Raw genomic sequence first — 21,439 nt, forward strand, 5'->3', positions numbered from 1 at the left:
GCCGAAGCGCTGCGCCCGGCGCTTTGCGTCTAAAGCCCCGCGCGCCTGCACATTGCTGGGGTAGCTTCCCGCTTTGATATGCCTTGCACGCACCGAGCGAGCGGACAGATTTCCGGGGCACGCGGACCTGCCGCGTCGCGGGCGGGCGTGCAGCGCAATCTCGACCGGCTCGCCGACCGCGGGCGGATCCGAGAGGTGACCGGGCATGGGCGCGATTGGCTCTGGGCGGCGGCAGTGTGACGAGTGGCGACCGCGGTCATGAACGGGCTCAACGAGGATGCTGCCCGGGTTTATCGCGCGCGAGGTCATGGTGGACCTGGTCTGGGTGCTCGAACGGGCCTACGGCTTCAGCCGCGCCGAGGTGGCCGGCGCGCTGGAGAGCCTGCTTTCGGCGGCCGGGATCGACGTGGCAGCGGCGGACGATGTCGGGCAGGGCTTGTTTCGGTAACGCGACACGGGCTTCGGCTTTGCCGATCTCATGATCGCCGCCGCGGCCCGGCGGGTCGGGGCGCGCCCGCTCGTGACCTTAGACCGGAAGGCCGCGCGCCTGACCGGGGTCGAACTGTTGCAAGGCTGAGCGGGCCGAAGGTGCGTGGCGGTGTTCAATTCTCCCCTGACGGGACGACAGGGCGCGGGCTGTTCCAGGGCATCAAGGGGCGCCATGGGATGCAGACGGCCTTGGCATGACGCTCGGGGCAGAAGATGATCGGTCGCCCTGGAAATCTGATCTGCTTGTGGTCCGGCGGCCATTGTGGCACGACAGCGAGATTGACCTCTGGCATCTAGCTATCTATCTGGACATAAACAGGGAGGCGCGGATGTGGACACTTCACGATGCCAAGAACCGGTTCAGCGAGGTGGTGAACGCCGCCCTTGCCGGCACGCCGCAGGAAATCTCCCGGCGCGGCAAGCCCGCGGTCGTCGTCCTGTCGGCCAGCGCCTATGCCGATATGAAGGCGCGCGTGACGGCCGAGCGGCCGAGCTTTGCCGAGCATCTGGCGCGGTTTCCGGGCATGGGGGATGACGACCTCCCGCGGCTTGAGGCACGGATGCGCGACCTCGACCTCGGATGATCCTGCTCGATACCAATGTGCTCTCCGCCCTGCGGCGACCGGAGCGCGCGGAGCAGGTCGCCCGTTGGCTTCGGGCACAACCCGATGACGCGCTTTTCCTAAGTGTCGTGACGATCGGCGAGATCGAACGCGGCATCGCCCTGCAGGCGCCGAAGAACCCGGATTTCGCCCGCGACTTGGCCGACTGGCTGTCGGCGACGATGGACTATTACGCGGATCGCATTCTCGACTTCGGCGCGGCCGAGGCCCGCATCTGGGGGCGCCTCTCTGCAGAGATCGGCTCGGCCGGCGCCGATCTGATGATTGCCGCCACGGCGTTGCATCATGGCGCGGCCGTTGCCACCCGGAACGTGACGGATTTTCGGCCAACCGGTGTCGCGGTGATCGATCCCTTCGCGGGTTGAGAAAGCAACGAACCCGGCACTTTTCCGAAGCAAGCCCATTACCCGGACGGTCCGAAAACCTGCCGTGTCACAATAATTTCTGAACCCTCTTCAACGCCGGATAGAGGGCCCTGTATGCGGCCAGCCGGTCTTGTACCCCCTCGGCCGCGTCTGGCGACGGTTTGAACCATCTGTTGGGTTCGGGCTTGGCCATTACCGATGCGGGATCAGCCATACCTGTCGAGGCCAGGGCCAGTCGGGCCGCGCCCAAGGCCGGGCCGACATCGGCGCCGTCGCTCCGGGCGAGGGGGCAGCCTGTCGCATCGGCGATCATCTGCATCAGGAGGTCGTTTCGCGCTCCGCCACCGATGGCCAGAAGGCTGTCTGGCTTCGTGCCAGCCTCTGCAAGCGCTGCCATCGCGTCGGCAAAGGTGAAAGCAATCGCCTCCAGCACTGCGCGCATGAGACTGCCTTGCGTTGTTGTTTCGCCCAGCATGGCGAACCCGCCGCGGATCGCCGCATCGCCATGCGGCGTTCGTTCGCCCATCAGATACGGCAGAAAAAGCGGGCCGGTAGAAGCGGATTCGGCTTCGGCCAGCAACGCCTCGATGGGCCGGTCGAGAAGTCCTGCCAGCCAGGCAATCGGGCGCGCGCCATTCAGCATGGCCGCCATCTGGAACCAGCGATCCGGCAAGGTGTGTGCGTAGGCGTGGATGCGGCTTTCGGGGTTGGGGCGGTAATCCCTTGTGGTGACAAACAATTGACCGGAGGTGCCAAGCGACAGGAACCCGTCGCCTTCCTCGATCGCGCCGATGCCGACCGCCCCCGCCGCGGCATCGCCTGCACCGGTCGCGACGGGAATGCCAGCCGGCAGGCCGAGGTCCTCGGCCGCGCCGGGCAGCAGCTGGCCGGCGATGTCGGCTCCGTTGCGCAGGTCGGGCAGCCAGGCGGGGTCGGTCGCGCTGATCTCGCACAGCCGGTCCGACCAGGCCCGCCGTTGCTGATCAAGCCACCCGGTGCCCGCCGCATCCGATGGATCGGTCACACAGGCGCCATGCAGGCACAGGCCGATGTAGTCCTTGGGCAGAAGGACATGGGCGATACGCGTATGGGTTTTCGGTTCATGCCGTGCCAACCACAAAAGCTTGGGCGCGGTAAAGCCCGGCATGGGCGGTACGCCGGACAGCTGGCCGACCTGCGGTTCGGCGTCCGTCATCGCGGCGCATTCGGCTGTCGCGCGGCCGTCATTCCAAAGGATCGCAGGGCGGATGGGCTTGTGCGCGGCATCCAGCAGGACGGCCCCGTGCATTTGACCGGACAGCCCGATGGCGCACACCCGTGCCCGCGCTTCGGGCGGCAGCCCGCGCACCGCCTTGCAGGCACCCGTCCACCAGGCATCACAATCCTGTTCACTGGCCTCCCGAAACGGATGCAAGACCGAAAGCGAGGCGGATGCCGTGGCGCTGACAGCGCCACGGTCGTCAATGATGCAGGCTTTCACAGCCGAAGTACCGAGGTCGATCCCGAGATACATGCCCAGCGATTCCCTTGCCATTTGCAGCGTATCGGACACCGTTTGCCGCGCTTGCGCGAAGACGAGGCAGGCGATGCCGTCCTACATCTCTGCCCCGGTTTCCAGCGACAGTTTTCGTCTGGAGGACGGTTGCGCCCCTGTCCGCATCACGGCCATTCCGATTGCGGCAATGCGCTGTTCCAGCGCCGCCCGCAGCATGTTTCCGAAGTCGTCCGCGGACAGACCCGCCAGCAGGCCCTTCGGGACAACAAGCCGCCCCAGCGCGATGGTGGTGTTGAAGCCGGCACCGTCACGATGGGCCGGACAGGCCGGGTCTTCCACCAGATCGCGAACCGGGATCGTGGCGATCAGCACTTTACAACAGCCCAGGATCATCGCGCGCCCTTTCCGGTTACGACGGGTCGGGCCATTGCCTGATCGGTCATTGGGGCGGGTGCCCCTGCATATAGGCCTTAAGCGCGGAGTCCGTGCCATCGCTCCATAGCATGCGCAACCATCGGTCGAACGGCGCGGCAAAGCGAGGCTCCTGTGCCAGCGTCCCGTAGGTGGCGGCTTGCTCAAGCCAGGCGGCGGGCCGGTCGCGCGCCTGCAATGCGGTCGCGTGCAGCACGTCCCAATTGGGATCGTTGGGCGCGATATCAGAGCCGTCCTCGCGGCGACCAGCGCACATGCGGGCCCAGAGCGCCTCTACCAGAGCCAGCCCGTCCACGGGGGAATCGGCAGTCAGCGCATCGCGCAGGATCGGCAGCACGAAGCCCGCGTGGCGGGACGAGCCGTCGAAGGCAACGCGGCGCGTGGTGTCGCGAATGGCGGGATTGGAAAACCGCGTCTCGATCAGGCGGAGGTATTGCTCTGGGGACATGCCCGGTACCGGCGCGACCTGTGGCACGATCTCTTCCGCTTCGACCTTGCGCCAGAAGGGGGCGATTTGGGGATGTGCCATGCAGTCGGCGATGGTCTCCACCCCCAGCAATTCGCCCGCATTCGCCAAGACCTGGTGGCCGGCGTTGAGGATACGGATCTTCATCGCCTCATAATCGTGGACCCGGTCGGTAAAGGTCGCGGCGGCCTTGTCCCAGTCCGGACGGCCGGCGCAGAACGCATCCTCCATCACCCATTGACGGAAATTCTCGTGTGTCACCGGGGCGGCGTCGTCGATGCCGAGCGCCGCCGCCGCGGCGATCTCGGCCGGGCCGGTGGCTGGCACGATGCAGTCGACCATCGAGTTTGGAAAGGTGCACTGCGCCTCGATCCACTCTGCCAGCGCCGGGTCCGACATACGTGCCAGGCCCACCACCGCGTCGCGCGTGATGGCACCGTTGCAGCGCAGGTTGTCGCAGCTTTGCACGGTAAAGGGGCCGCTACCCGCATCGCGGCGTAGTCGCAGGGCGGCGACGATGGCCCCGAAAGCCGTCCGCGGGGCTTCCGGCTGGGCGGCGTCGTGGGCGATGTCGGGGTGGCCGGGGTCGAAGGCGCCCGTGGCAGGGTTCACGAAATAGCCGCCCTCGGTCACGGTTAGCGACACGATGCGGATCGCGGGGTCCGCCATCTGCGCGATCAGCGGGCCATTGCCCTCTTCCACCGGTAGAAAGTCGATCATGGAACCCACGATCTCGGCCGAGATGCCGGTGGGGTCCAACTCGATCAGAGTGGTCAGGCAATCTTGCGCCAGCAGGCGTTCGCGCATCGCGTTGTCGGCGGGCCGCACGCCCGCGCCGACGATCGCCCAATCATGGGCCAGGCCCTGCTGCATCAATCGGTGTAGATACCAGGACTGGTGGGCGCGGTGGAAATTGCCCAGCCCGATATGCACGATGCCGGGGGTCAAGGCGCTGCGGTCATAGCTGGGGCGTTCGATGCCCTCGGGCAGGTCGGCCAGCGTGGCGGTGCTGAGTTTCATCGGGTGGCTCCCCGCGGTTGGGTGTTCATCAGCTCATCCAGTTGCCGCCATCGACATTGTAGGTCTGGGCGACGATGTAATCTGCCTCTTTCGAGGCGAGGAAGATGGCCATGCCGGTCAGATCTCCGGCCCGGCCCATGCGGCCATAGGGGACGGCGGCGCCAACTTCCTTTTTCTTCTGGCCCGGGGCTTTGCCTTCGTACTTGGCGAAGAGCGCATCGACCCCGTCCCAGTGTTCACCATCCACCACACCCGGCGCGATGGCGTTCACGTTGATGCCGTGGGCGATCAGGTTCAGCCCGGCCGACTGGGTCAGGCTGATAACCGCGGCCTTGGTGGCGCAATACACGGCGACGAGCGACTCGCCCCGGCGCCCGGCCTGGCTGGCCATGTTGATGATCTTGCCGCCGCCGCCACGTGTGATCATGTGGCGCGCCACCGCTTGCAGGGTGAACAACGTGCCCGCCACGTTGACGGCGAAAACGCGGTCATAGTCTTCACGCGTGATCTCGGTGATGGGGGCGGCGGTGAAAAGCGCCGCATTGTTGATCAGTATGTCGATGCGGCCCAGCCGGTCGGCGGTGTCCGCCACGGCGGTGTCAACGCTGTCCTGGCGGGTCACGTCCAGTTCCACCGCGATCGCGGCGGGGCCGATTTCAGCCGCCGCGGCCTGCGCGGCCGCGATGTTGATATCGGCGATGGCGACCTTTGCGCCCTCGTCTACGTAAGCCTTCGCAAAGGCCAGCCCGATGCCGCGCGCCGCGCCCGTGATCAGGGCGCATTTGTCCTGCAAGCGTTTCATCCGTCGATCCTGTTGCCCTGCGCGTCGAAGCGGTGGATTTGCGATTCATCCGGCGTCATGCAGATCCGGTCGCCGTGGTAAAGGTTCACGTCCCCCCCGGCCCGGACCGTCAGCGGCGGCAGATCCTGCCCCTTCATGTGGATATGGAAGAAGGTGTCCGAGCCCAAGTGTTCGGAGACGCCGACCTCGCCCTCCCAGACGCAGACCTTTTCGTCGGAGACGGTGATATGCTCGGGCCGAATGCCGATCGTATGTGCGCCGCGCTTTTCGGCCTCAGGGCCGGTCAGGAAGTTCATCTTGGGCGACCCGATGAAGCCCGCAACGAAGAGGTTGCGGGGCGTGCGGTAGAGCTCTAGCGGGCAGCCTACCTGTTCGATCCGGCCTGCATTCAGCACGACGATCTTGTCTGCCATGGTCATCGCCTCCACCTGGTCGTGGGTGACGTAGATCATCGTGGTCTTCAGCCGCTCGTGCAGTTCGCTGATCTCCAGCCGCATGCCCACGCGCAGCGCGGCATCGAGGTTCGACAACGGTTCGTCAAACAGAAATGCCGCCGGTTCGCGCACGATGGCGCGCCCTATGGCAACGCGCTGGCGCTGTCCGCCCGACAACTGACCGGGGCGGCGATCCAGATAGTCGGTCAGGTTCAGCACCTTGGCGGCGGCCTCGATCCGGCGTTCCTGTTCGTCCCGCGGCAGGCCTGACATTTTCATAGGGAAAGCGATGTTCTTCTTCACCGACATATGCGGATAAAGCGCGTAGGACTGGAACACCATGGCCAGACCGCGCTTGGCGGGCGGCACGTCCGAGGCATCCACGCCGTCGATCTTTATGGCGCCCGATGTGATGTCCTCAAGCCCCGCGATCAGGCGCAGCAGGGTGGATTTGCCGCAGCCCGAGGGCCCCACGAAGACGCAGAATTCGCCGTCTTCGATGGTCAGGTCAAGGGGCGGGATAACTTCGATGCGGCCGAAGCTCTTGCTCACCTTTTCAAGTGTGATCTGTCCCATCTCTTCCCCCTATTTCACCGCACCGAAGGTGAGGCCGCGCACAAGTTGTTTCTGGCTGAACCAGCCCAGGATCAGGATCGGCGCGATGGCCATGGTCGAGGCCGCCGACAGTTTCGCGTAGAACAGCCCCTCGGGGCTGGAATAGCTGGCGATGAAGGCCGTGAGCGGTGCCGCCTTGGCCGCGGTCAGGTTCAGCGTCCAGAAGGCCTCGTTCCAGGCGAGGATGAAGTTCAGCAGGATCGTAGAGGCGATTCCAGGCACCGCCATCGGCGTCAGGACATAGAGGATTTCCTCTTTAAGACCGGCGCCGTCCATCCGCGAGGCCTCCAGGATCTCGCCCGGGATTTCGCGGAAATAGGTATAGAGCATCCAAACGATGATCGGCAGGTTGATCAGCATCAGGATCATGACCAGGGCCGCGCGATTGTCGAGCACGCCAAGTTCTATGCAAATCAGATAGATCGGATAGAGTACGCCCACCGCCGGCAGCATTTTGGTGGATAGCATCCACAGCAGGATGTCCTTGGTCCGGCGCGAGGGGACGAAGGCCATTGACCACGCTGCCGGCACCGCAACGAGGATGCCCAGCAGTGTCGAGCCGCCCGCGATGATGACCGAATTCCAAAGAAACCGCAGATAGTCCGAGCGTTCCTGGACGATACGGTAATTCTCCAGCGTCCAGTCGAAACCCAGGAAAATCGGTGGATCGGCGACGGCCTGTGCCTCGGTCTTGAAGCTGGTGAGGATCGTCCACAGGATCGGGAAGAAGATCAGCAGACCCAGACCCCAGGCGATGGCGGTGTTGAGCGCCTTGCGGCGCGGGGTGACGGCGCGTGCCATGATCAGGGCCTCACTTGTCCAGGTTCTTGCCGACGATGCGCATCAGGAAGATGGCGACGATATTGGCGAGGATGATGGCGTAGACGCCCCCCGCGCTGCCCAGACCCACATTCTGGCTTTCCAGAACGCGCTGGAAGATCAGGTAGGTCAGCGTGCGGGTGCCGAATGCGCCGCCCGTGGTCACGAATATTTCCGCGAAGATCGACAGCAGAAAGATCGTCTGGATCAGGATCACGATGGTGATCGCCCGGCTCAGATGCGGCAGGATGATGTAGAAGAAGCGCGCCAGCGGACTGGCCCCGTCCATTTCAGAGGCTTCCAGCTGTTCGCGGTCCAGCGACTGCACCGCCGTCAGCAGGATCAGCGTGGCGAAGGGTAGCCATTGCCAGGACACGATCATCACGATCGAGGCGGTCGGAAGCTCGGACAGCCACGCCACGGGGTCTGCCCCGAAGAACCGCCAAAGATGCGCCAGAAGGCCGTTCGTTGGGTCCATGAACATGTTCTTCCACACCAGCGCTGACACGGTTGGCATGACGAAAAACGGCGCAATGACCAGGATGCGCACTGCGCCCTGTCCCCACATCGGCTGGTCCAGCAACAGGGCCAGCAGCACGCCCAGAACGACGGTGATGAAAAGCACGCCGCCGACGATCACCAGCGTCGTCTGTACGCTGGGCCAGAAGGCACTGGAGGTCAGGAAGCGTTCGAAATTCGAGAAGCCGGCCCAGCCAGGTTCGCGGTCGGGGCGTAGTGGGAAATAGTTGCGGAACGAGAACCACAGCGTCATCGTTAGCGGAACCAGCATCCAGCCCAGAAGCAGGATCACGGCTGGTGCCATCATCAGGCGTGCGGCGGAGCGGGAATGCTGGGTAGCCATTGGGCAAAACCTTTCTGGTCAAGCCTGCGACCTGCGCAAATAGGATCGTGATATCACCGAGGTCAGCGGGCAGCATATTTGCCGCCCGCAGGAAGGCCGGGGTTAGTAGCCGGCGGCTTCCATTTCCTCGGTGGCGATGGCCTGCGCCTTTTTCAGGGCGTCCTGTACCGATTGCTGGCCAGCGTAGACGGCAGAGAACTCCTGGCTGACCTGCGAGGCGATTCCGGCGAATTCCGGGATCGCGACGAACTGAATACCGACATAAGGCACGGGGTCGACCGTCGGGTTGGTCGGATCGGCTGCTTTGATCGATTCCAGCGTCATCTTGGCGAACGGGACCTTTTGATACTCTGGCGTCTCATAGAGTGACGTGCGTGCGCCCGGCGGCACGTTCGCCCAGCCCTCGTTCGCAGCTACAAGCTCGATATAGTCCTTTGACGTCGCCCATTCGATGAACTGCTTTGCGGCGTCTGCTTTCTGCGTGCCCGCCGGGATCGCCAGCGCCCATGCCCACAGCCAGTTGGAGCGCTTCTCAACGCCTTCCTTGTTCGGCGCCAGGGCGAACCCCACATGATCGGCGACGGTCGACTCCTCGGGGTTCGTCACGAAGGAGGCCGCCACGGTGGCGTCGATCCACATGCCGCACTTGCCCTGCTGGAACAGCGACAGGTTTTCATTGAAGCCGTTGGTGGCGTAGCCTGCCGGGCCGTAGTCGTTCATCAGGTTGGTGAAGAAGGTCAGTGCCTCTTCCCACTCGGGCTGGTCGAACTGGGGCCGCCAGTTTTCGTCGAACCAGCGCGCGCCGAAGGAGTTGCCCGTCACCGTGATGAAGGCGCCGCCTTCGCCCCACCCGGCCTTGCCGCGCAGGCAGATTCCGTTGATGTCGTTGGCATCGTCGTCCATCGCGGCGGCCGCTTCGCGGATGAATTCCCAAGTCGGGGCCTGGGGCATTTCCAGGCCAGCTTTCTCCATCAAGTCGGTGCGGTACATGACCATGGAGCTTTCGCCGTAGAATGGTGCAGCATACAGCGTTCCGTCATGGCTCAGTCCATTACGCATCGCGGGCAGGATGTCGTCGACGTCGTATTCGGCGGACAGGTCATCCAGTGGCACCAGCCAGCCGTTCGCACCCCAGATCGGTGTCTCGTACATGCCGATGGTCATGATGTCGAACTGGCCGCCCTTGGTGGTGATGTCGGTGGTGACACGGCTGCGCAGCACGTTCTCTTCCAGTGTGACCCACTCGACGCCGATGCCGGTCGCCTCGGTGAACTGGTCGGTGTAGCCCTGCATCCGGATCATGTCGCCGTTGTTCACGGTGGCGATGGTGATCGTGGTGTCTTGTGCAAGGGCCGCGCCGGTGAGCAGCGAAAGCGCCGTCGTGGCACCGAGAACGCGCTTGAGTGACATCCGAATTCCTCCCTGAGCTTGGATGTTGTGCACGATTCGATACGCTATTGCACAGATTCGCGTCAATAATAAATTTTACGCGCGAAAAGTTATGCTGACTTCCGCATGACCACAGAGGCATCGAAAAGCGTGGATCTTTTTGTCTGCGGGCGCTCTCCCGAGGCGATTATCGACAGCAACTGTTCGAGGCTGCGTCCGGAAATCTGGTCGTAATTCTGCGAGACCGTCGTCAACGAGGGACACGTGAACCGCGAGAAGGGGTGGTCGTCATGACCCGCGACGCGAAGCGCGTGTCCTTCGCCGATCCCCACGCGTAGCCCCTTCTCGTATGCGGCGGCAAGAAACCCGATGGCCAGGCGGTCGTTGCTGCACAGGATCGTGTCCGTCGGGAGGCGACGTTGCGCGATCATCCGGCCAGCCTCGCGATGCGCGATCTCTTCGAAGGACCAGCCAGCGCCGTCGGCCGCCAGCAGCATCGGCTCATGGCCAAGCCTGCGCATTGTGGCTTCGTAGGCCGCGCGCCGTTTGTTTGCGTTTGGATTGGGCGCGTTGGCCATCTCGAACAGCGCCGGCGGATCGCCTGTACGGGCGAGATATTCCACAATAATGCCAGTACTTTGAAGGTGATCCGTGCCGAACATGGCATCGCCCACGTCATCCACGTCGCAATCGAACAGCACCGTGGGAACGTTCTGGCAGAACGCGTTCAGTGCTTGGTGATGCGACCGCCGCCCGATCGGTGCAAGCAGGACACCGGCTGGGCGAATGCCCCGAAGACTTTCGAGATTTTCGATTTCGCGGTCTGGATCGCCGTGAGAACTCAACAGGATGGGGTTGAAGCCGGCCCCGCTGCACCGAAGCTCGAGATTGCGGGCAACCTCTGCAAAGAACGGGTCGGCAAGGAATGGCACGACGATCCCGATATTGCGCGTCAGGTGCCTGTTCTGATTGATCGCATAGACGTTCGGCGTGTAATCGTATCGTTCGAGTGCAGCTTCGATCCGTGCGCGCGTGGTGGCCCGGACCGATGTCGGATCGTTGAAGTATTTCGACAGGGTCGGACGAGAAACGCCACTCACCGAGGCAAGTTCCTCCATCGTTCGAACTCGTTCCTGACCCATCGAGTTCCCCTTGCGGCATGTCGCTCAAAAATTTACGCGCGAAAAAAACATGTGGTCCTGCCTGTTGTCAACCTTCGCGACAGGAAGCCCAATCGCAAGCGACCAGCTTCCTGCGCCCATCGGGGATCGCCGGGCTTTGGTTTACCCGGCCTGGGCCTGTCTGCCCGGCGGCGTTTCGAACCGCCGCTCGAACGGTGTGTGCCGGGGCGGACGGATCGTGCGCAAGAACGGCTTCACCGTCGAATAGCTGCCCTCGTAGCCCATCTCGCGAATTTCCCGGAACAGCCGCCGTCCCGACAGGTCCGGAAACTCCGCAACCCGCCCGCGAAGACACGCCTCGAACGGTTCAAGAAGGTTCGGCCTCGGCTCCTGCGCCTTGTAGGAAGGCGCTTCCAGCCCAGTTCTCAGATGTTTCCGAACGGTCTTGCGGTCACAGCCCAACTTCCGTGCGATGGCCGTGATGCTCAAACCCTGACGTCGCAAATCGTGGATCACGACAATCTCCCTCAATGTCTTCACCTGACTGCCCCCGCCTTCTTCTGGGAGGCAGCAGGCCAGTGATCCGCGGTGACGCCAATTTCCGGATCCATGACGTCCGGAAATCGACGACACCGCCCACGTTCGGGGAAATTACGGTTGCCAGTTACAAGGGGCCGGCCGCGCACAGGTCTGGTCTCCGATCCTGATGATAAGTGTCACGATCCAGAGGGATCATCCTCGTCCGGATCACGGCCGCGCGGTTTGCCTGCTTTGGGCAGGACGTTCGGGATCTCGTTATAGCTTTGACCCGAGAGCAACCGCCGGACCTGCCCCGTATTGGCGCGACGGTGATCGATGCCATTTAGCTTTCCGGCGATCTTGTCCTCATCCCATCCGCATGCGGACCAGATGCGGGCGAAGGTGATCTGCAACTGCGACAGCCGGTCAGCCCGACCGCAGGTCGCCCCGATGCGAAAGTCGAGATCCTCGGCCCAGAGGCGGGCGATGGCGGAGGCGTCGGGGGCGCAGCCGGTGCGGCGCGCGCCCAGCATTTCGTTCAGCCCGTCGATATAGGCCTCGTCGCCCGCCTCTGGGTCGGGGCGACGGGTCCCACTACGACCGAGACGGGCGAGAAATCGCAGGCCGGCATCTCCCCCCGGGATCATGTTGAGCCCGCGCTGGTGGACCGGATAGAGGCTGCGTTCCTCGATGACCACCTCCTCGACATGCACCGCCGTATCGCGGTCGAGCCCGGCGCGGAGGATCTCGTGTTCCGTTTTCACGACGTGGAAGAACTCGCCGCGAAGCGCGATATGAAATAGCGTCTGGCTGCCCCTGCCCGCGGCGTATTTGTGTTCCTGATAGCGGCGGGCCCAGCTGCGCCCGGTCAGGCCGGTATATAGGAGGCCTGAACTGGCAAGCGTCTTGTAGGGCAGCTCCGTCTTCTGGCCGTCGATCTGCGGCGCGAAGAGCAAGGGATCGGTGCTGGGGTAGAGGTGGTGCTGGTAGACCTGAAATCCGCCGGGCCGCAACGTCACATCCTCGAGCGCGCGCAGGGCGAACCCCAATGGCATGATGAATGCATGTTGATGGGTGTGGGTTGCAACCACGACCACGAGATGGGCGCCGGGATAGCCGAGGCTGGGGCGTTGACTGTGTGGGGTGAACTCGGCCTTGTGACGTGTTTCCTTGCGCAGCTTGCCATCGCCCGCGACCACGAGGCGGATGTCGAAATCGGGCAACCGAATGTCTTCGAGCAAATCCTTGGGGACCGGTTCCAGCGTGCCGAGCCCGTTGGTGCGCCGCGCGAAGGCGGCCGCGCCCGCAAGGCTGCCAGGTCGGGAGGCCTCCGCGTAGCACAGTTTGCGCTCGATGGAGGTGTAGACCGACCTGTGCAGCGGGAAGAGGAGATGCTCGAAGGCGGCGGGTGAGAAGTTGGTGGGCATGACCGCTCCCTTTTTGGGAGTAGTCCCATATTGGGAGTAGCTGGGCAAGTCGAAAACTGAGGCTGCCCATGGCTGGAACCGCGCATTCCCCCGAATACCGGCGTTTCGTGGACCGGCTTGTCACGGCCCGGAAAGAGGCGGGCCTGTCGCAGGCCCGTCTCGCCGCACGGCTGGGAAAGCCCCCCTCCTTCGTCGCGAAATATGAGTTGTCCGAGCGCCGGCTCGACGTTCTGGAATTCGTGATCCTGTGTCGTGCCATGGAGGTCGATCCGCAAAATCTGTTCGACGCGCTGCTTTATGACCTGCCTGACGATGCCAGGATATGACGACCACATTCCGGTCGCTGTATACCGCCAGGTTCGACATTTGCGTAAACCGCTCTCTCAGTAACAGTTTTGTCTCTGCCGGCGGTTAAGGCTTTGTGGCGTTCCCCTTCGAAGCATCGATGGAATGCCGCAATGAGAACACCCCCCATTGAGAACGGACGCTCAGGCGCCCCTGACGATCCATTCCGACGGGGACGCCAAGCCACCAACGAACTTGCCATGCTGCGAGTCCGGTCATCCGCTGCGGCGCGACAATCAGGATGAGAATCCGCTTCGTGGGCTGACGTGCTTGAGGCACTCGACTGCCGCCTGTTTGCATACCCACAGGAATTTGAATACCAATGGGTATTTGAAAATGGATTGAGCCCTCTACGTTTTCGATCAGAACTTGCAACGAAAAAGGACCACTTCATGGCACATATTCGGAACGCAGTGAACATCCGCACGAGCACGACAGCCTGTTTCGCAGCTCTGACCCAGGTCGACGGCCTCCGTAAATGGCGTGGCGGGATTGTTGAGGGGGAGGTCGTGCAGGGCGCGCTCCTCAGCGTCTTTCCATGGCCAGACGTTCGTATGGACTGGAGGACCCAGGCAGTCGAAGGAAACGCGCGTCTTGTGCAGACATCTAAAGCCAACAGCGATCGGCGGCTGACCTTTGATCTGACGGATCTGAAAGATGGTCGCGTCCGTTTGGATGTCACCGAAGACGGCTGGACCGAGGATGACGCCGACATGGCGCTTTGCAGCACCGAGTGGGGGGCTGCACTTGATCGCTTGCGCAAGCACCTTGAACAACCACAGCCGATGCACGAAATGAACCGCTGAAAGATTTCCCGGCAAACTGGCCGCGACGAAGAAATATTTTCAGTTGCCCGATCAGGGCAAGGTTCGCGGGATGGGCTGGAAGATATGTTCTGACGATGGACCGCACTTTGGCTGGGCGCCGTCAGGTAATTCGCGGGCAATGTCTTTCAAGCTGGCATAAGGCGGACCGTTTGCTTGGGCCCCTCACAGCTTTCTTGATGGAAAAGTGAGGGGCCCGGCAAAATAAGATCACTCCCACGCGCGACTAGCGCGTTCAGAGAGATGGTGCTTCCGTAGCGCCCTGGATTGCGACTTGGCGAGACGCAATCAGCCTGTAGAACATCGGGATGAAAAAGGTGGCGAGGAAAGTCGCCGCCAGCATGCCGCCGATGACCCCGGTTCCGATGGAATGCCGTGCGGCCGACCCGGCCCCGGTCGAGAGTGCGAGTGGCAGCACACCGAGCAGAAAAGCCATTGAAGTCATCACGATGGGCCTGAAGCGCAGGCGCGCAGCCTCGATCGCGGCTTCGGCGGCACTCAACCCCTGTCCGCGCCGCAGCACCGCAAATTCGACGATCAAGATCGCGTTCTTGGCCGCCAGCCCCACAAGCGTGACCAGCCCGATCTGAAAGTAGACATCATTGGTCAACCCGCGCAGCCAGACCGCGGCCAACGCGCCGAAAAGCGCAAACGGAACCGCAAGAATGACGGCGAAAGGAAGGCTCCAGCGCTCGTATTGCGCGGCAAGGATCAGAAACACCATGACGATCCCCAGAATAAACGCCTGTCTGCCGCTGCCCTGTGTCTGCATTTCCTGCAGGGCCGAGCCGGTCCAGGCGATGGAATATCCCTCGGGCAGGATTTGGGTTGCCAGATCCTGTATAGCTGCAATCGCCTCCCCAGACGTGAAGCCGTCACCAGGATTGCCCATGATCTTTGCCCCTGTGAAGGCATTGAAGCGTTCCACCTCGTCGGGACCGGTAATCGGTTCGGCCCGGACCAGGGCGGAGAGCGGGATCATCTTATCGGTGGTCTCCGAGCGTACGAAGACGAATTTCATGTCTTCGGGACTGCCGCGGAAGGACGCCTCCGATTGCAGCTTGACCTGATAGTTGCGGCCGTAGAGCGTGAAATCGTTGACGTAGAGACTGCCGAAGGTCGCCTGCATGGCGTCGAACACCGACGAGATCGGGACACCCATCGCCTTGGCGGCATCGCGGTTGAGGTCCAACCGCATCTGCGGCACGTTCACATCAAGTGTGGTGCGCACGCGGGACAGTTCCGGCCGCTCTGCCGCTCCGGCCACCAGCTGTTGCGTGACCGCCGCCAGATCGGAAATGCCGTGACCGGCACGGTCCTGCACGTATAGTTCGAAGCCACCAGAATTGGACAGACCCCTGATCGGCGGCGGGTTGAAGGCAAGATAGAGAGCATCGCGCAGCTTCGCGTTCATCCCGATAAATGTCCCGGTCAGGTTTCGGGCATCCGTTTCGGGTGTCGTTCGCTCCTCCCAATCGGTGAGCCCCACGAAGGTTGTGCCGGCGCTGCTTTTCATCGAGCCGGAAAAGAGGTCGAAACCGGCCACGGCCATGACATGTTCAACCGCGGGATGGCGACGCAGGGTCTCGGATACCTGCGTCATCGCATCGACCGTCCGGTCGAGCGAGGCGGCAGGTGGCAGCATGGCCACACCGATGATCGTCCCTTGATCCTCGTCGGGGACGAGCGACCCTGGCACGGTCAGGAACAGCCACCCTGCCGTGCCGCAAACCACGCCAAAGATGCCGAGCCCCGTAACCCACCGCCGCACGAAGAAGCGGACACCGGCGCTGTATCCGTCCGTTGCACGCGCGAAAGCGCGGTTGAAGAGACGGAACGGCAGGGCGGGTTCGCGTTGGTCGGTTTTCAGGATCAGCGCGCACAGCGCAGGGGTCAGGGTCAGCGCGACAAGGCCGGAGATCGTGACGGACACGGCAATGGTTGCGGCAAACTGTCTGTACATCTCACCCGCAAGCCCGCCCATGAAAGACACTGGAATGAACACGGCGCAGAGCACCAGTACAATGGCGATGACTGGCCCTGTGACTTCGCTCATCGCCTTGATGGCCGCGGCCTTGGGTGACAGGCCCTCGGTTCTCATGATGCGCTCGACGTTTTCGAGCACGACAATGGCATCGTCGACCACGATACCGATGGCCAGCACGAGGCCGAACAGGGTCAGCAGATTGATCGAAAAACCCAGCACATACATGCCGGCGAAACTGCCGATGATGGAAATCGGCACGGCAATCACAGGGATGAGCGTGGCGCGCACATTCTGCAGGAACAGGAACACGACTGCGACCACCAGCACGATGGCTTCGGCGAAGGTTTTCACAACCTCGTGGATCGAAACCTGGATGAATTTTGTCGAATCCATCGGTATGGCGGTCGTGATGCCCGCCGGGAAAGCCAGAGCGAGGTCGTCCAACCTCTCCTTTACGGCGGTCATCGTCTGAAGCGCATTGGCGCCGGGTTGCAGATAGACGGCCATCGGAACAGCGGGTGTACCGTCGAGCTTCGCATCGACCGAATAGCTTTCGGCGCCGAGTTCGATCCGGGCGACGTCGCCAAGCCGGAGCGTTGCGGCCTCCGCATCCGATTTCAAGATGATGCGCTCGAAAGAGGCGACATCCGGCAGACGGCCCTGTGTGATCGCGGTGACCGTGAACGGGAAGGTGCCGTCATTTGGTTCATCACCGAACCTGCCCGCTGCGAACTGGGCATTCTGTTCGCGGATCGCAGCCGCCACATCCGAAGGCGTCAGGCCGAACTGGGCCAGTTTGTCCGGCCGCAGCCAGATGCGCATCGAATATTCGACCTGTCCCAGAACCGATACATCGCCGACACCGGGCACGCGCTTCAATTCGTCCACGACATTCAGCAGTGCATAATTCCCGACATAATTCGCGTCGTAACGCCCGTCGCTCGACGTCATGGCAATGATCGCAAGGATCGAGGTCGATTTTGCCTGCACTGTCACGCCGAGTTGCGTCACCGTATCAGGAAGCGACGGCAATGCGCGCTGGACCCTGTTGTTGACGTCGATTGTCGCCTGTTCGGAATCGGTGCCTTGAGCAAAGGTGACAGTGATCTGCATTTGCCCCGACGCAGCTGCAGAGGACTGCATGTACAGCATCCCCTCGACACCGTTGATTTCCTGCTCCAGCGGTGCGGCAACGGTGTTCGAGATCGTCTCGGCGCTGGCGCCTGGATAGTTCGCGCTCACTACCACTTGGGGCGGGGTCAGTGCGGGATATTGCGCAACGGGAAGGAGTTGCAGGCACACAAAGCCGGCAATAACGATGATGATCGAGATCACGCCCGCCAGAACCGGGCGTTCGATGAAAAAGCGCGGGTTCATTGGTCCGCCTCCGCAACCTGTTCAACCGGCGTGACAGGCGCCCCGGGGCGCACCTTGACGATACCGTCGGTAATCACCCGGTCGCCCGGTTCCAGGCCGGAAGTGATCACGACGCGGGCCGCAGCGGTCTTGCCCAAGGTTACGGGGCGCACTTCTGCGGTGCCGTCAACGAGAACATAGACGAACGCGCCATGTGGCCCTTGCATGACAGCGATACGCGGAATGAGGATCGCGTCTTGCAGCGGACTCTCGATTGTGGCCCGTACGAACTGGCCGGGGAGAAGCTGCCTGTCGGGGTTGGCGACTACGGCGCGGGCCTTCAATGTCCCTGTTTCCTCGTCGAGCGAAGAAGAGGTGAAGTCGAGCGTCCCGGTCTGGCCATAAGGCGTTCCATCGCCGAGGCTGACGGTGACCTCGATCCGGTCGATCGTGCCACCGCGGGCGGCACTCGCATCAAGCAGACTGCGGATTTCAGCCAGTTCCTTATCGGAGAATGCAAAATTCACATGAACGGGGTCGAGAACGGTGATTTCCGTCAGCAGGCTGCTACTGGCATCGGTCCCGATCAGGCTACCTTCGGAGACTTCCTCGGTGCTGGTCACACCACCGATCGGCGCCGTAACGCGGGTATAGCCGAGGTTCAGTTCCGCGGAGCGCACGGAGGCTTCGGCAGCGGCCACGGCGGCGCGGGTCAACGCCTCGGTTGCGATGGCATCGTCGCGGGTCTTCTCTGAACCCACCGACTGCTTGAACAGATTCTCGGCCCTTTCAAGGTCGCGTACAGCTTGGTCGTGCTGGGCTTCGGCCTGCTGCAATTCAGCCTCGGCCTTGGCCAAGGCGACCTCATACGGGGCCGGATCGATCTCGAAAAGCACGTCGCCGGCAGCGACCTGCGCTCCTTCGGCGAAGTTTCGATGAAGCAGGATACCGCCCACGCGCGCGCGGACCTCGACGTCGCGAAACGCAGAGACGCGCGCGGCATAGTCGTATGAAAGGATGACATCCTGAAGAGCAACAGTTTGCACTGACACGTTGGGTGGGGGCGCACCCGTCCGTTGCTGAGCCGTGACGGAGAGCGGGAGCAGGAAGGCAAGCAGGAGACCTGCCGTAACGGCATACAGGTTTTGGGGCCTGATCATGGCGATTACTTTCGATTGGATAACTTTGCGGGGATGCGGCTGCTTCGATGCGTTGGCAGCGGGCCTGAGAGGCGGCACGCCGATCTCTCTACAGCGCGCGGCCTCCCTCGGCCTTAAAGCGGGCTTTGTCCTTCGCCGGCCTCCCCCCGGCGGAGGGCGCGTTCGTCACTGGACGCGGGCCACCAGAACGCCGGCGATCTCCATCATCGATTTGCCGGAGCCTTCAGCGATGGCGTTCAGCGATTGGTCGGGTGCCACGGTATATCCGGCAGCGGCCAGTTTGGCGGTCAGGGCGTCTTCGGTCATGCCCAAAGCCGGGGCCACTTCTGCCGGTGTGTGCTGCAGGATCTGCTGGCTCAGCGCAAAGACCGGCGGGCGGCCGCCGGTTTCACCGCCCATGGGCAGGAAGAAGACGGCACAGGCCAGTACCGAAGCGACCGCAGAAATCAGAAGCGGCCGGCCGGTCATGTATTTCGTCATCGGTTTCCAGTTGCGCCAGACATGCAGGACGAAGGGCAGGATCAGCACCATCGACAGCCATTCATGGATTCCGTGAAATGCGCTGGGGCCAACGTGGAAGAAGATCGCGATCCCGGTGACCAGGGAAACGAGGAAGAGGGCGATGATTGTCGGTGTGGCATACCGCATCAGCGTGGAGGACATAAGACAGTTCCTTTGTTTGGGGGTCGGCAGGGCGCCGGCCCGATATGCGGTCAGGACGGGAGACAAGACGACGACTCGCGGGCGACTGACCTTGGCCCACCGAGTACTTCCCTTGCCTTACGGGAGACTGAAGGGTGGGCAATTCCTCCGGCTCCGAAGAACGCTCCGATGCATGCCGTCGGTTTCTTTGCCGAGGATTGATCTTGCGGAAACCCGTTTTGAGCGATGCACCAAACAGGACGCGCACCTGGTCGAACTTACCTTGTGAAACGACACCGAGGTCGCCCCGGCTTTGGGGATGACCGAAGAGGCGTTGACCGCCAAGCTTGCGGCGGCGGGCTATACCGTGGCGCCGGACCAGTCGCTGACTGCCATCGCGAAAGGTTCCGGCAAATCGATGATGGAGATCGCCGGCGTGCTGGTCGGACGCGGGCACTGACGAAAACGCCCTCGCCGGTGGATAAGTCCGGCAGGGCAGGCCCGCCTGAGGGTCGCAAGAGGCCGCGTGCTGGGGAGAGGTCAGCGCGCGGCCTCTTCCGTCTCGAAGACCGGGCCCACGGCGGCGGAGGTCACGCCCTCCCCCGCGCGTTCCAGAAACAGCACCGACAGGCCGATCTTGCGCGCAAGCGGGCGGCCCTTGTCACGCCCCAGCACCATCATCGCGGTGGCCCAGCCATCGGCCAGCATGCAGTTCGGCGCCACCACCGTGACAGAAGCGGGGCTCTGGGCCAGCGGCGCGCCGCGGGTCGGGTCCATCGTGTGGGACAGGCGCGCCCGGCCCACCTCCACCCAGTGGCGATAGTCGCCCGAGGTTGCGACAGCGGCACCCGTCAGCGCCAGGACCGACTGCGCGGCGCGGTGGGCGTGATCGGGGCGTTCCACCGCGACCGCCCAGGGCTGCCCGTCCGGCTGGGTGCCGATGGCGCGGAGTTCCCCGTCGATGGACAGAAGCGCGGAGGTGATGCCGAAGCCTTTCACCGTCTCGGCCAGACGATCCACGCCATAGCCCTTGGCGATGCCGCAGAGATCGAGCGCAACCGGGCCGTGCTTGCGCACCCGCAGGCCCGCGCGGTCCAGTTCCAGCACCTCATGTGCCGGGCGGCGCGGGACGGACAGGGCGGCCCGGATGCCCTCCTCGCTCGCCTCGGCTGCGCAAAACCCCCAGGCCGAGACCGCATCGCCCATGGCGATGTCGAACGCCCCGTCAGAGGCCCGCCCGATGGCCAGCCCCGCCTCCAGCACCGCCATCAGATGCGCCGGCACCGCGACCCATGTGTCGGCCGGCGCGCGGTTCAGGCGCATCAGGTCGCTCTCGGGCTTCCAGGTCGACATCTGGTCGTCGATCTCGGCCACCGTCTGTGCCAGCGCGGCATGCAAGGGCGCCGGGTCGAACCCCGGCGCGGTGTATAGAATGGCCGACCAGCGCGTGCCCATGGTGGGGCCGTTCAGCGCGTGGGGATCATGTCAGTATACGTCCTCGACATAGCGTCCCTCCGCTTTCAGGGTGACGGGGAGAGGCCCGCGGGGCTCAGGATATCGTCCAGCGCCGCGGCCACGCCTTGCGCCATGCCGCGCCCGCCGCAGACCATGATCCGCGCGCCTTGTTCGATTAGGCCGCGTACCGCCTCGGCGTCGTTTCGCAGGGCGTCCTGCACATAGGCGCGGTCGGCGCTGCGCGAAAAGGCGGTGGTGACAGCGGTCAGGCGCCGTTCCTTCTGCCAGCGCGCCATTTCCACATCGTAAAGCAGGTCGCTTTCAGGCGAGCGCGCGCCGAAATAGAGGTGGATCGGCCGCCGGGCGCGGTTGGCCCGCACGAACCCCGCCAGCGGCCCGATGCCGGTGCCCGCGCCGATCAGGATCAGCGGTTTGGCGTCGGCGGGCGCATGGAAGGCCGGGTTGCGGCGCAGGAAGGCATGCATGGTGTCGCCCGGCTGCAGCTCCATCAACTGCCCGGAACACAGGCCGCCCGGATGTTTCTTCACGCAGATCTCGACGAACCCGTCGCGCGCCCCGGAGGCCAGCGAGTAGTAGCGCGGGCGGGTGTCGCCCTGCGGCACCACCCCGATCAGATCGCCCGCCTGGAACCGGGCAAAGCCCTGTCCGGTCAGGCGCGCCCAGAGCCCGCGCCGCGGCAGGGCAAAGCGCAGGATGGCGGTGGGCGCCTGCACCTCGGCGCCATAGTCCCGGCGCGAGATCAGGCGCAGATCGGCCGTTTCCTGCAGGCGG

At 63.6% G+C, this 21,439-nt stretch carries 20 protein-coding genes and 2 pseudogenes; 6 read left to right on the forward strand and 16 right to left on the reverse strand.

The features are described from left to right. Nucleotides 1-277 precede the first annotated feature (277 nt). From RGUI_RS21620 to RGUI_RS20485, 3 genes are all read left to right on the forward strand, one after another. Nucleotides 278-448, forward strand: coding sequence for a hypothetical protein (locus tag RGUI_RS21620; protein ID WP_156883123.1), 171 nt, complete (start codon nucleotides 278-280; stop codon nucleotides 446-448). Between the two features lie 370 nt (nucleotides 449-818). Continuing rightward, nucleotides 819-1,073: a type II toxin-antitoxin system Phd/YefM family antitoxin gene (locus RGUI_RS20480; RefSeq protein WP_081536344.1), complete on the forward strand. Its 255-nt coding sequence runs from the start codon at nucleotides 819-821 to the stop codon at nucleotides 1,071-1,073. Further along, nucleotides 1,070-1,477, forward strand: coding sequence for a type II toxin-antitoxin system VapC family toxin (locus RGUI_RS20485; RefSeq protein ID WP_081536324.1), 408 nt, complete (start codon nucleotides 1,070-1,072; stop codon nucleotides 1,475-1,477). The genes RGUI_RS20480 and RGUI_RS20485 overlap by 4 nt, the downstream gene beginning before the upstream one ends. Before the next feature lie 67 nt (nucleotides 1,478-1,544). On the opposite strand, the gene xylB is transcribed toward RGUI_RS20485, so the two are convergent. From xylB to RGUI_RS20540, 11 genes are all read right to left on the reverse strand, one after another. Continuing rightward, nucleotides 1,545-3,029, reverse strand: a complete 1,485-nt coding sequence (gene xylB, locus RGUI_RS20490) for a xylulokinase (protein ID WP_253799369.1) — start codon at nucleotides 3,027-3,029, stop codon at nucleotides 1,545-1,547. Nucleotides 3,030-3,071: 42 nt separating this feature from the next. Beyond that, entirely contained in the window at nucleotides 3,072-3,344 is a 273-nt protein-coding gene (locus RGUI_RS20495; RefSeq protein WP_172841231.1) for a hypothetical protein, read from the reverse strand. Between the two features lie 67 nt (nucleotides 3,345-3,411). Further along, on the reverse strand, nucleotides 3,412-4,890 hold the full coding sequence (locus RGUI_RS20500) for a mannitol dehydrogenase family protein (RefSeq protein WP_081536327.1): 1,479 nt from the start codon (nucleotides 4,888-4,890) through the stop codon (nucleotides 3,412-3,414). A 28-nt stretch (nucleotides 4,891-4,918) separates the two neighbouring features. Next, the gene (locus tag RGUI_RS20505; protein WP_081536328.1) at nucleotides 4,919-5,692 is read right to left on the reverse strand and encodes an L-iditol 2-dehydrogenase; all 774 of its coding nucleotides are present in this window, start codon (nucleotides 5,690-5,692) and stop codon (nucleotides 4,919-4,921) included. Beyond that, on the reverse strand, nucleotides 5,689-6,702 hold the full coding sequence (locus tag RGUI_RS20510) for an ABC transporter ATP-binding protein (RefSeq protein ID WP_081536329.1): 1,014 nt from the start codon (nucleotides 6,700-6,702) through the stop codon (nucleotides 5,689-5,691). Before RGUI_RS20510 ends, RGUI_RS20505 begins: the two co-directional genes overlap by 4 nt. A gap of 9 nt (nucleotides 6,703-6,711) precedes the next feature. Further along, entirely contained in the window at nucleotides 6,712-7,542 is an 831-nt protein-coding gene (locus RGUI_RS20515; RefSeq protein WP_081536330.1) for a carbohydrate ABC transporter permease, read from the reverse strand. 10 nt (nucleotides 7,543-7,552) lie between these two features. Continuing rightward, on the reverse strand, nucleotides 7,553-8,422 hold the full coding sequence (locus RGUI_RS20520) for a carbohydrate ABC transporter permease (RefSeq protein ID WP_081536331.1): 870 nt from the start codon (nucleotides 8,420-8,422) through the stop codon (nucleotides 7,553-7,555). 102 nt (nucleotides 8,423-8,524) lie between these two features. Then, on the reverse strand, nucleotides 8,525-9,832 hold the full coding sequence (locus RGUI_RS20525) for a sugar ABC transporter substrate-binding protein (RefSeq protein ID WP_081536332.1): 1,308 nt from the start codon (nucleotides 9,830-9,832) through the stop codon (nucleotides 8,525-8,527). Nucleotides 9,833-9,921: 89 nt separating this feature from the next. Beyond that, nucleotides 9,922-10,953, reverse strand: coding sequence for a LacI family DNA-binding transcriptional regulator (locus RGUI_RS20530; RefSeq protein WP_081536333.1), 1,032 nt, complete (start codon nucleotides 10,951-10,953; stop codon nucleotides 9,922-9,924). 141 nt (nucleotides 10,954-11,094) lie between these two features. Beyond that, nucleotides 11,095-11,472: a helix-turn-helix domain-containing protein gene (locus RGUI_RS20535; RefSeq protein ID WP_253799372.1), complete on the reverse strand. Its 378-nt coding sequence runs from the start codon at nucleotides 11,470-11,472 to the stop codon at nucleotides 11,095-11,097. A 176-nt stretch (nucleotides 11,473-11,648) separates the two neighbouring features. After that, nucleotides 11,649-12,878: a hypothetical protein gene (locus tag RGUI_RS20540; protein WP_081536334.1), complete on the reverse strand. Its 1,230-nt coding sequence runs from the start codon at nucleotides 12,876-12,878 to the stop codon at nucleotides 11,649-11,651. A gap of 68 nt (nucleotides 12,879-12,946) precedes the next feature. Between RGUI_RS20540 and RGUI_RS20545 the strand changes: the two genes are divergently transcribed. Both RGUI_RS20545 and RGUI_RS20550 read left to right on the forward strand, forming a co-directional pair. Beyond that, complete coding sequence (locus tag RGUI_RS20545) at nucleotides 12,947-13,204, forward strand: helix-turn-helix transcriptional regulator (protein ID WP_081536335.1); 258 nt, start codon at nucleotides 12,947-12,949, stop codon at nucleotides 13,202-13,204. A gap of 285 nt (nucleotides 13,205-13,489) precedes the next feature. After that, nucleotides 13,490-14,029 (forward strand): SRPBCC domain-containing protein, encoded by a 540-nt coding sequence (locus RGUI_RS20550; RefSeq protein WP_156883125.1) that lies wholly within the window; start codon nucleotides 13,490-13,492, stop codon nucleotides 14,027-14,029. Between the two features lie 253 nt (nucleotides 14,030-14,282). On the opposite strand, the gene RGUI_RS20555 is transcribed toward RGUI_RS20550, so the two are convergent. The 3 genes from RGUI_RS20555 to RGUI_RS20565 all read right to left on the reverse strand — a co-directional run bounded on the left by RGUI_RS20555 (nucleotide 14,283) and on the right by RGUI_RS20565 (nucleotide 19,213). Continuing rightward, on the reverse strand, nucleotides 14,283-17,411 hold the full coding sequence (locus RGUI_RS20555; RefSeq protein WP_081536337.1) for an efflux RND transporter permease subunit: 3,129 nt from the start codon (nucleotides 17,409-17,411) through the stop codon (nucleotides 14,283-14,285). After that, complete coding sequence (locus RGUI_RS20560) at nucleotides 17,408-18,556, reverse strand: efflux RND transporter periplasmic adaptor subunit (protein ID WP_371587479.1); 1,149 nt, start codon at nucleotides 18,554-18,556, stop codon at nucleotides 17,408-17,410. The genes RGUI_RS20555 and RGUI_RS20560 overlap by 4 nt, the downstream gene beginning before the upstream one ends. 159 nt (nucleotides 18,557-18,715) lie before the next feature. Further along, nucleotides 18,716-19,213, reverse strand: a complete 498-nt coding sequence (locus RGUI_RS20565; RefSeq protein WP_081536339.1) for a DUF4405 domain-containing protein — start codon at nucleotides 19,211-19,213, stop codon at nucleotides 18,716-18,718. A 298-nt stretch (nucleotides 19,214-19,511) separates the two neighbouring features. Between RGUI_RS20565 and RGUI_RS21625 the strand changes: the two genes are divergently transcribed. After that, nucleotides 19,512-19,652 (forward strand): hypothetical protein, encoded by a 141-nt coding sequence (locus RGUI_RS21625; RefSeq protein WP_156883126.1) that lies wholly within the window; start codon nucleotides 19,512-19,514, stop codon nucleotides 19,650-19,652. Between the two features lie 80 nt (nucleotides 19,653-19,732). Here the strand turns inward: RGUI_RS21625 and RGUI_RS20570 are convergent. Then, nucleotides 19,733-20,697 (reverse strand): annotated as a pseudogene (locus RGUI_RS20570) (FAD:protein FMN transferase). Then, a pseudogene (locus RGUI_RS20255) lies at nucleotides 20,678-21,423 on the reverse strand (FAD-binding oxidoreductase); the annotation flags it as partial. The pseudogenes RGUI_RS20255 and RGUI_RS20570, both read right to left, overlap by 20 nt. Nucleotides 21,424-21,439: the final 16 nt, after the last annotated feature.

This window comes from Rhodovulum sp. P5, from assembly GCF_002079305.1.
In the GTDB taxonomy this organism is placed as follows: Bacteria; Pseudomonadota; Alphaproteobacteria; order Rhodobacterales; family Rhodobacteraceae; genus Rhodovulum.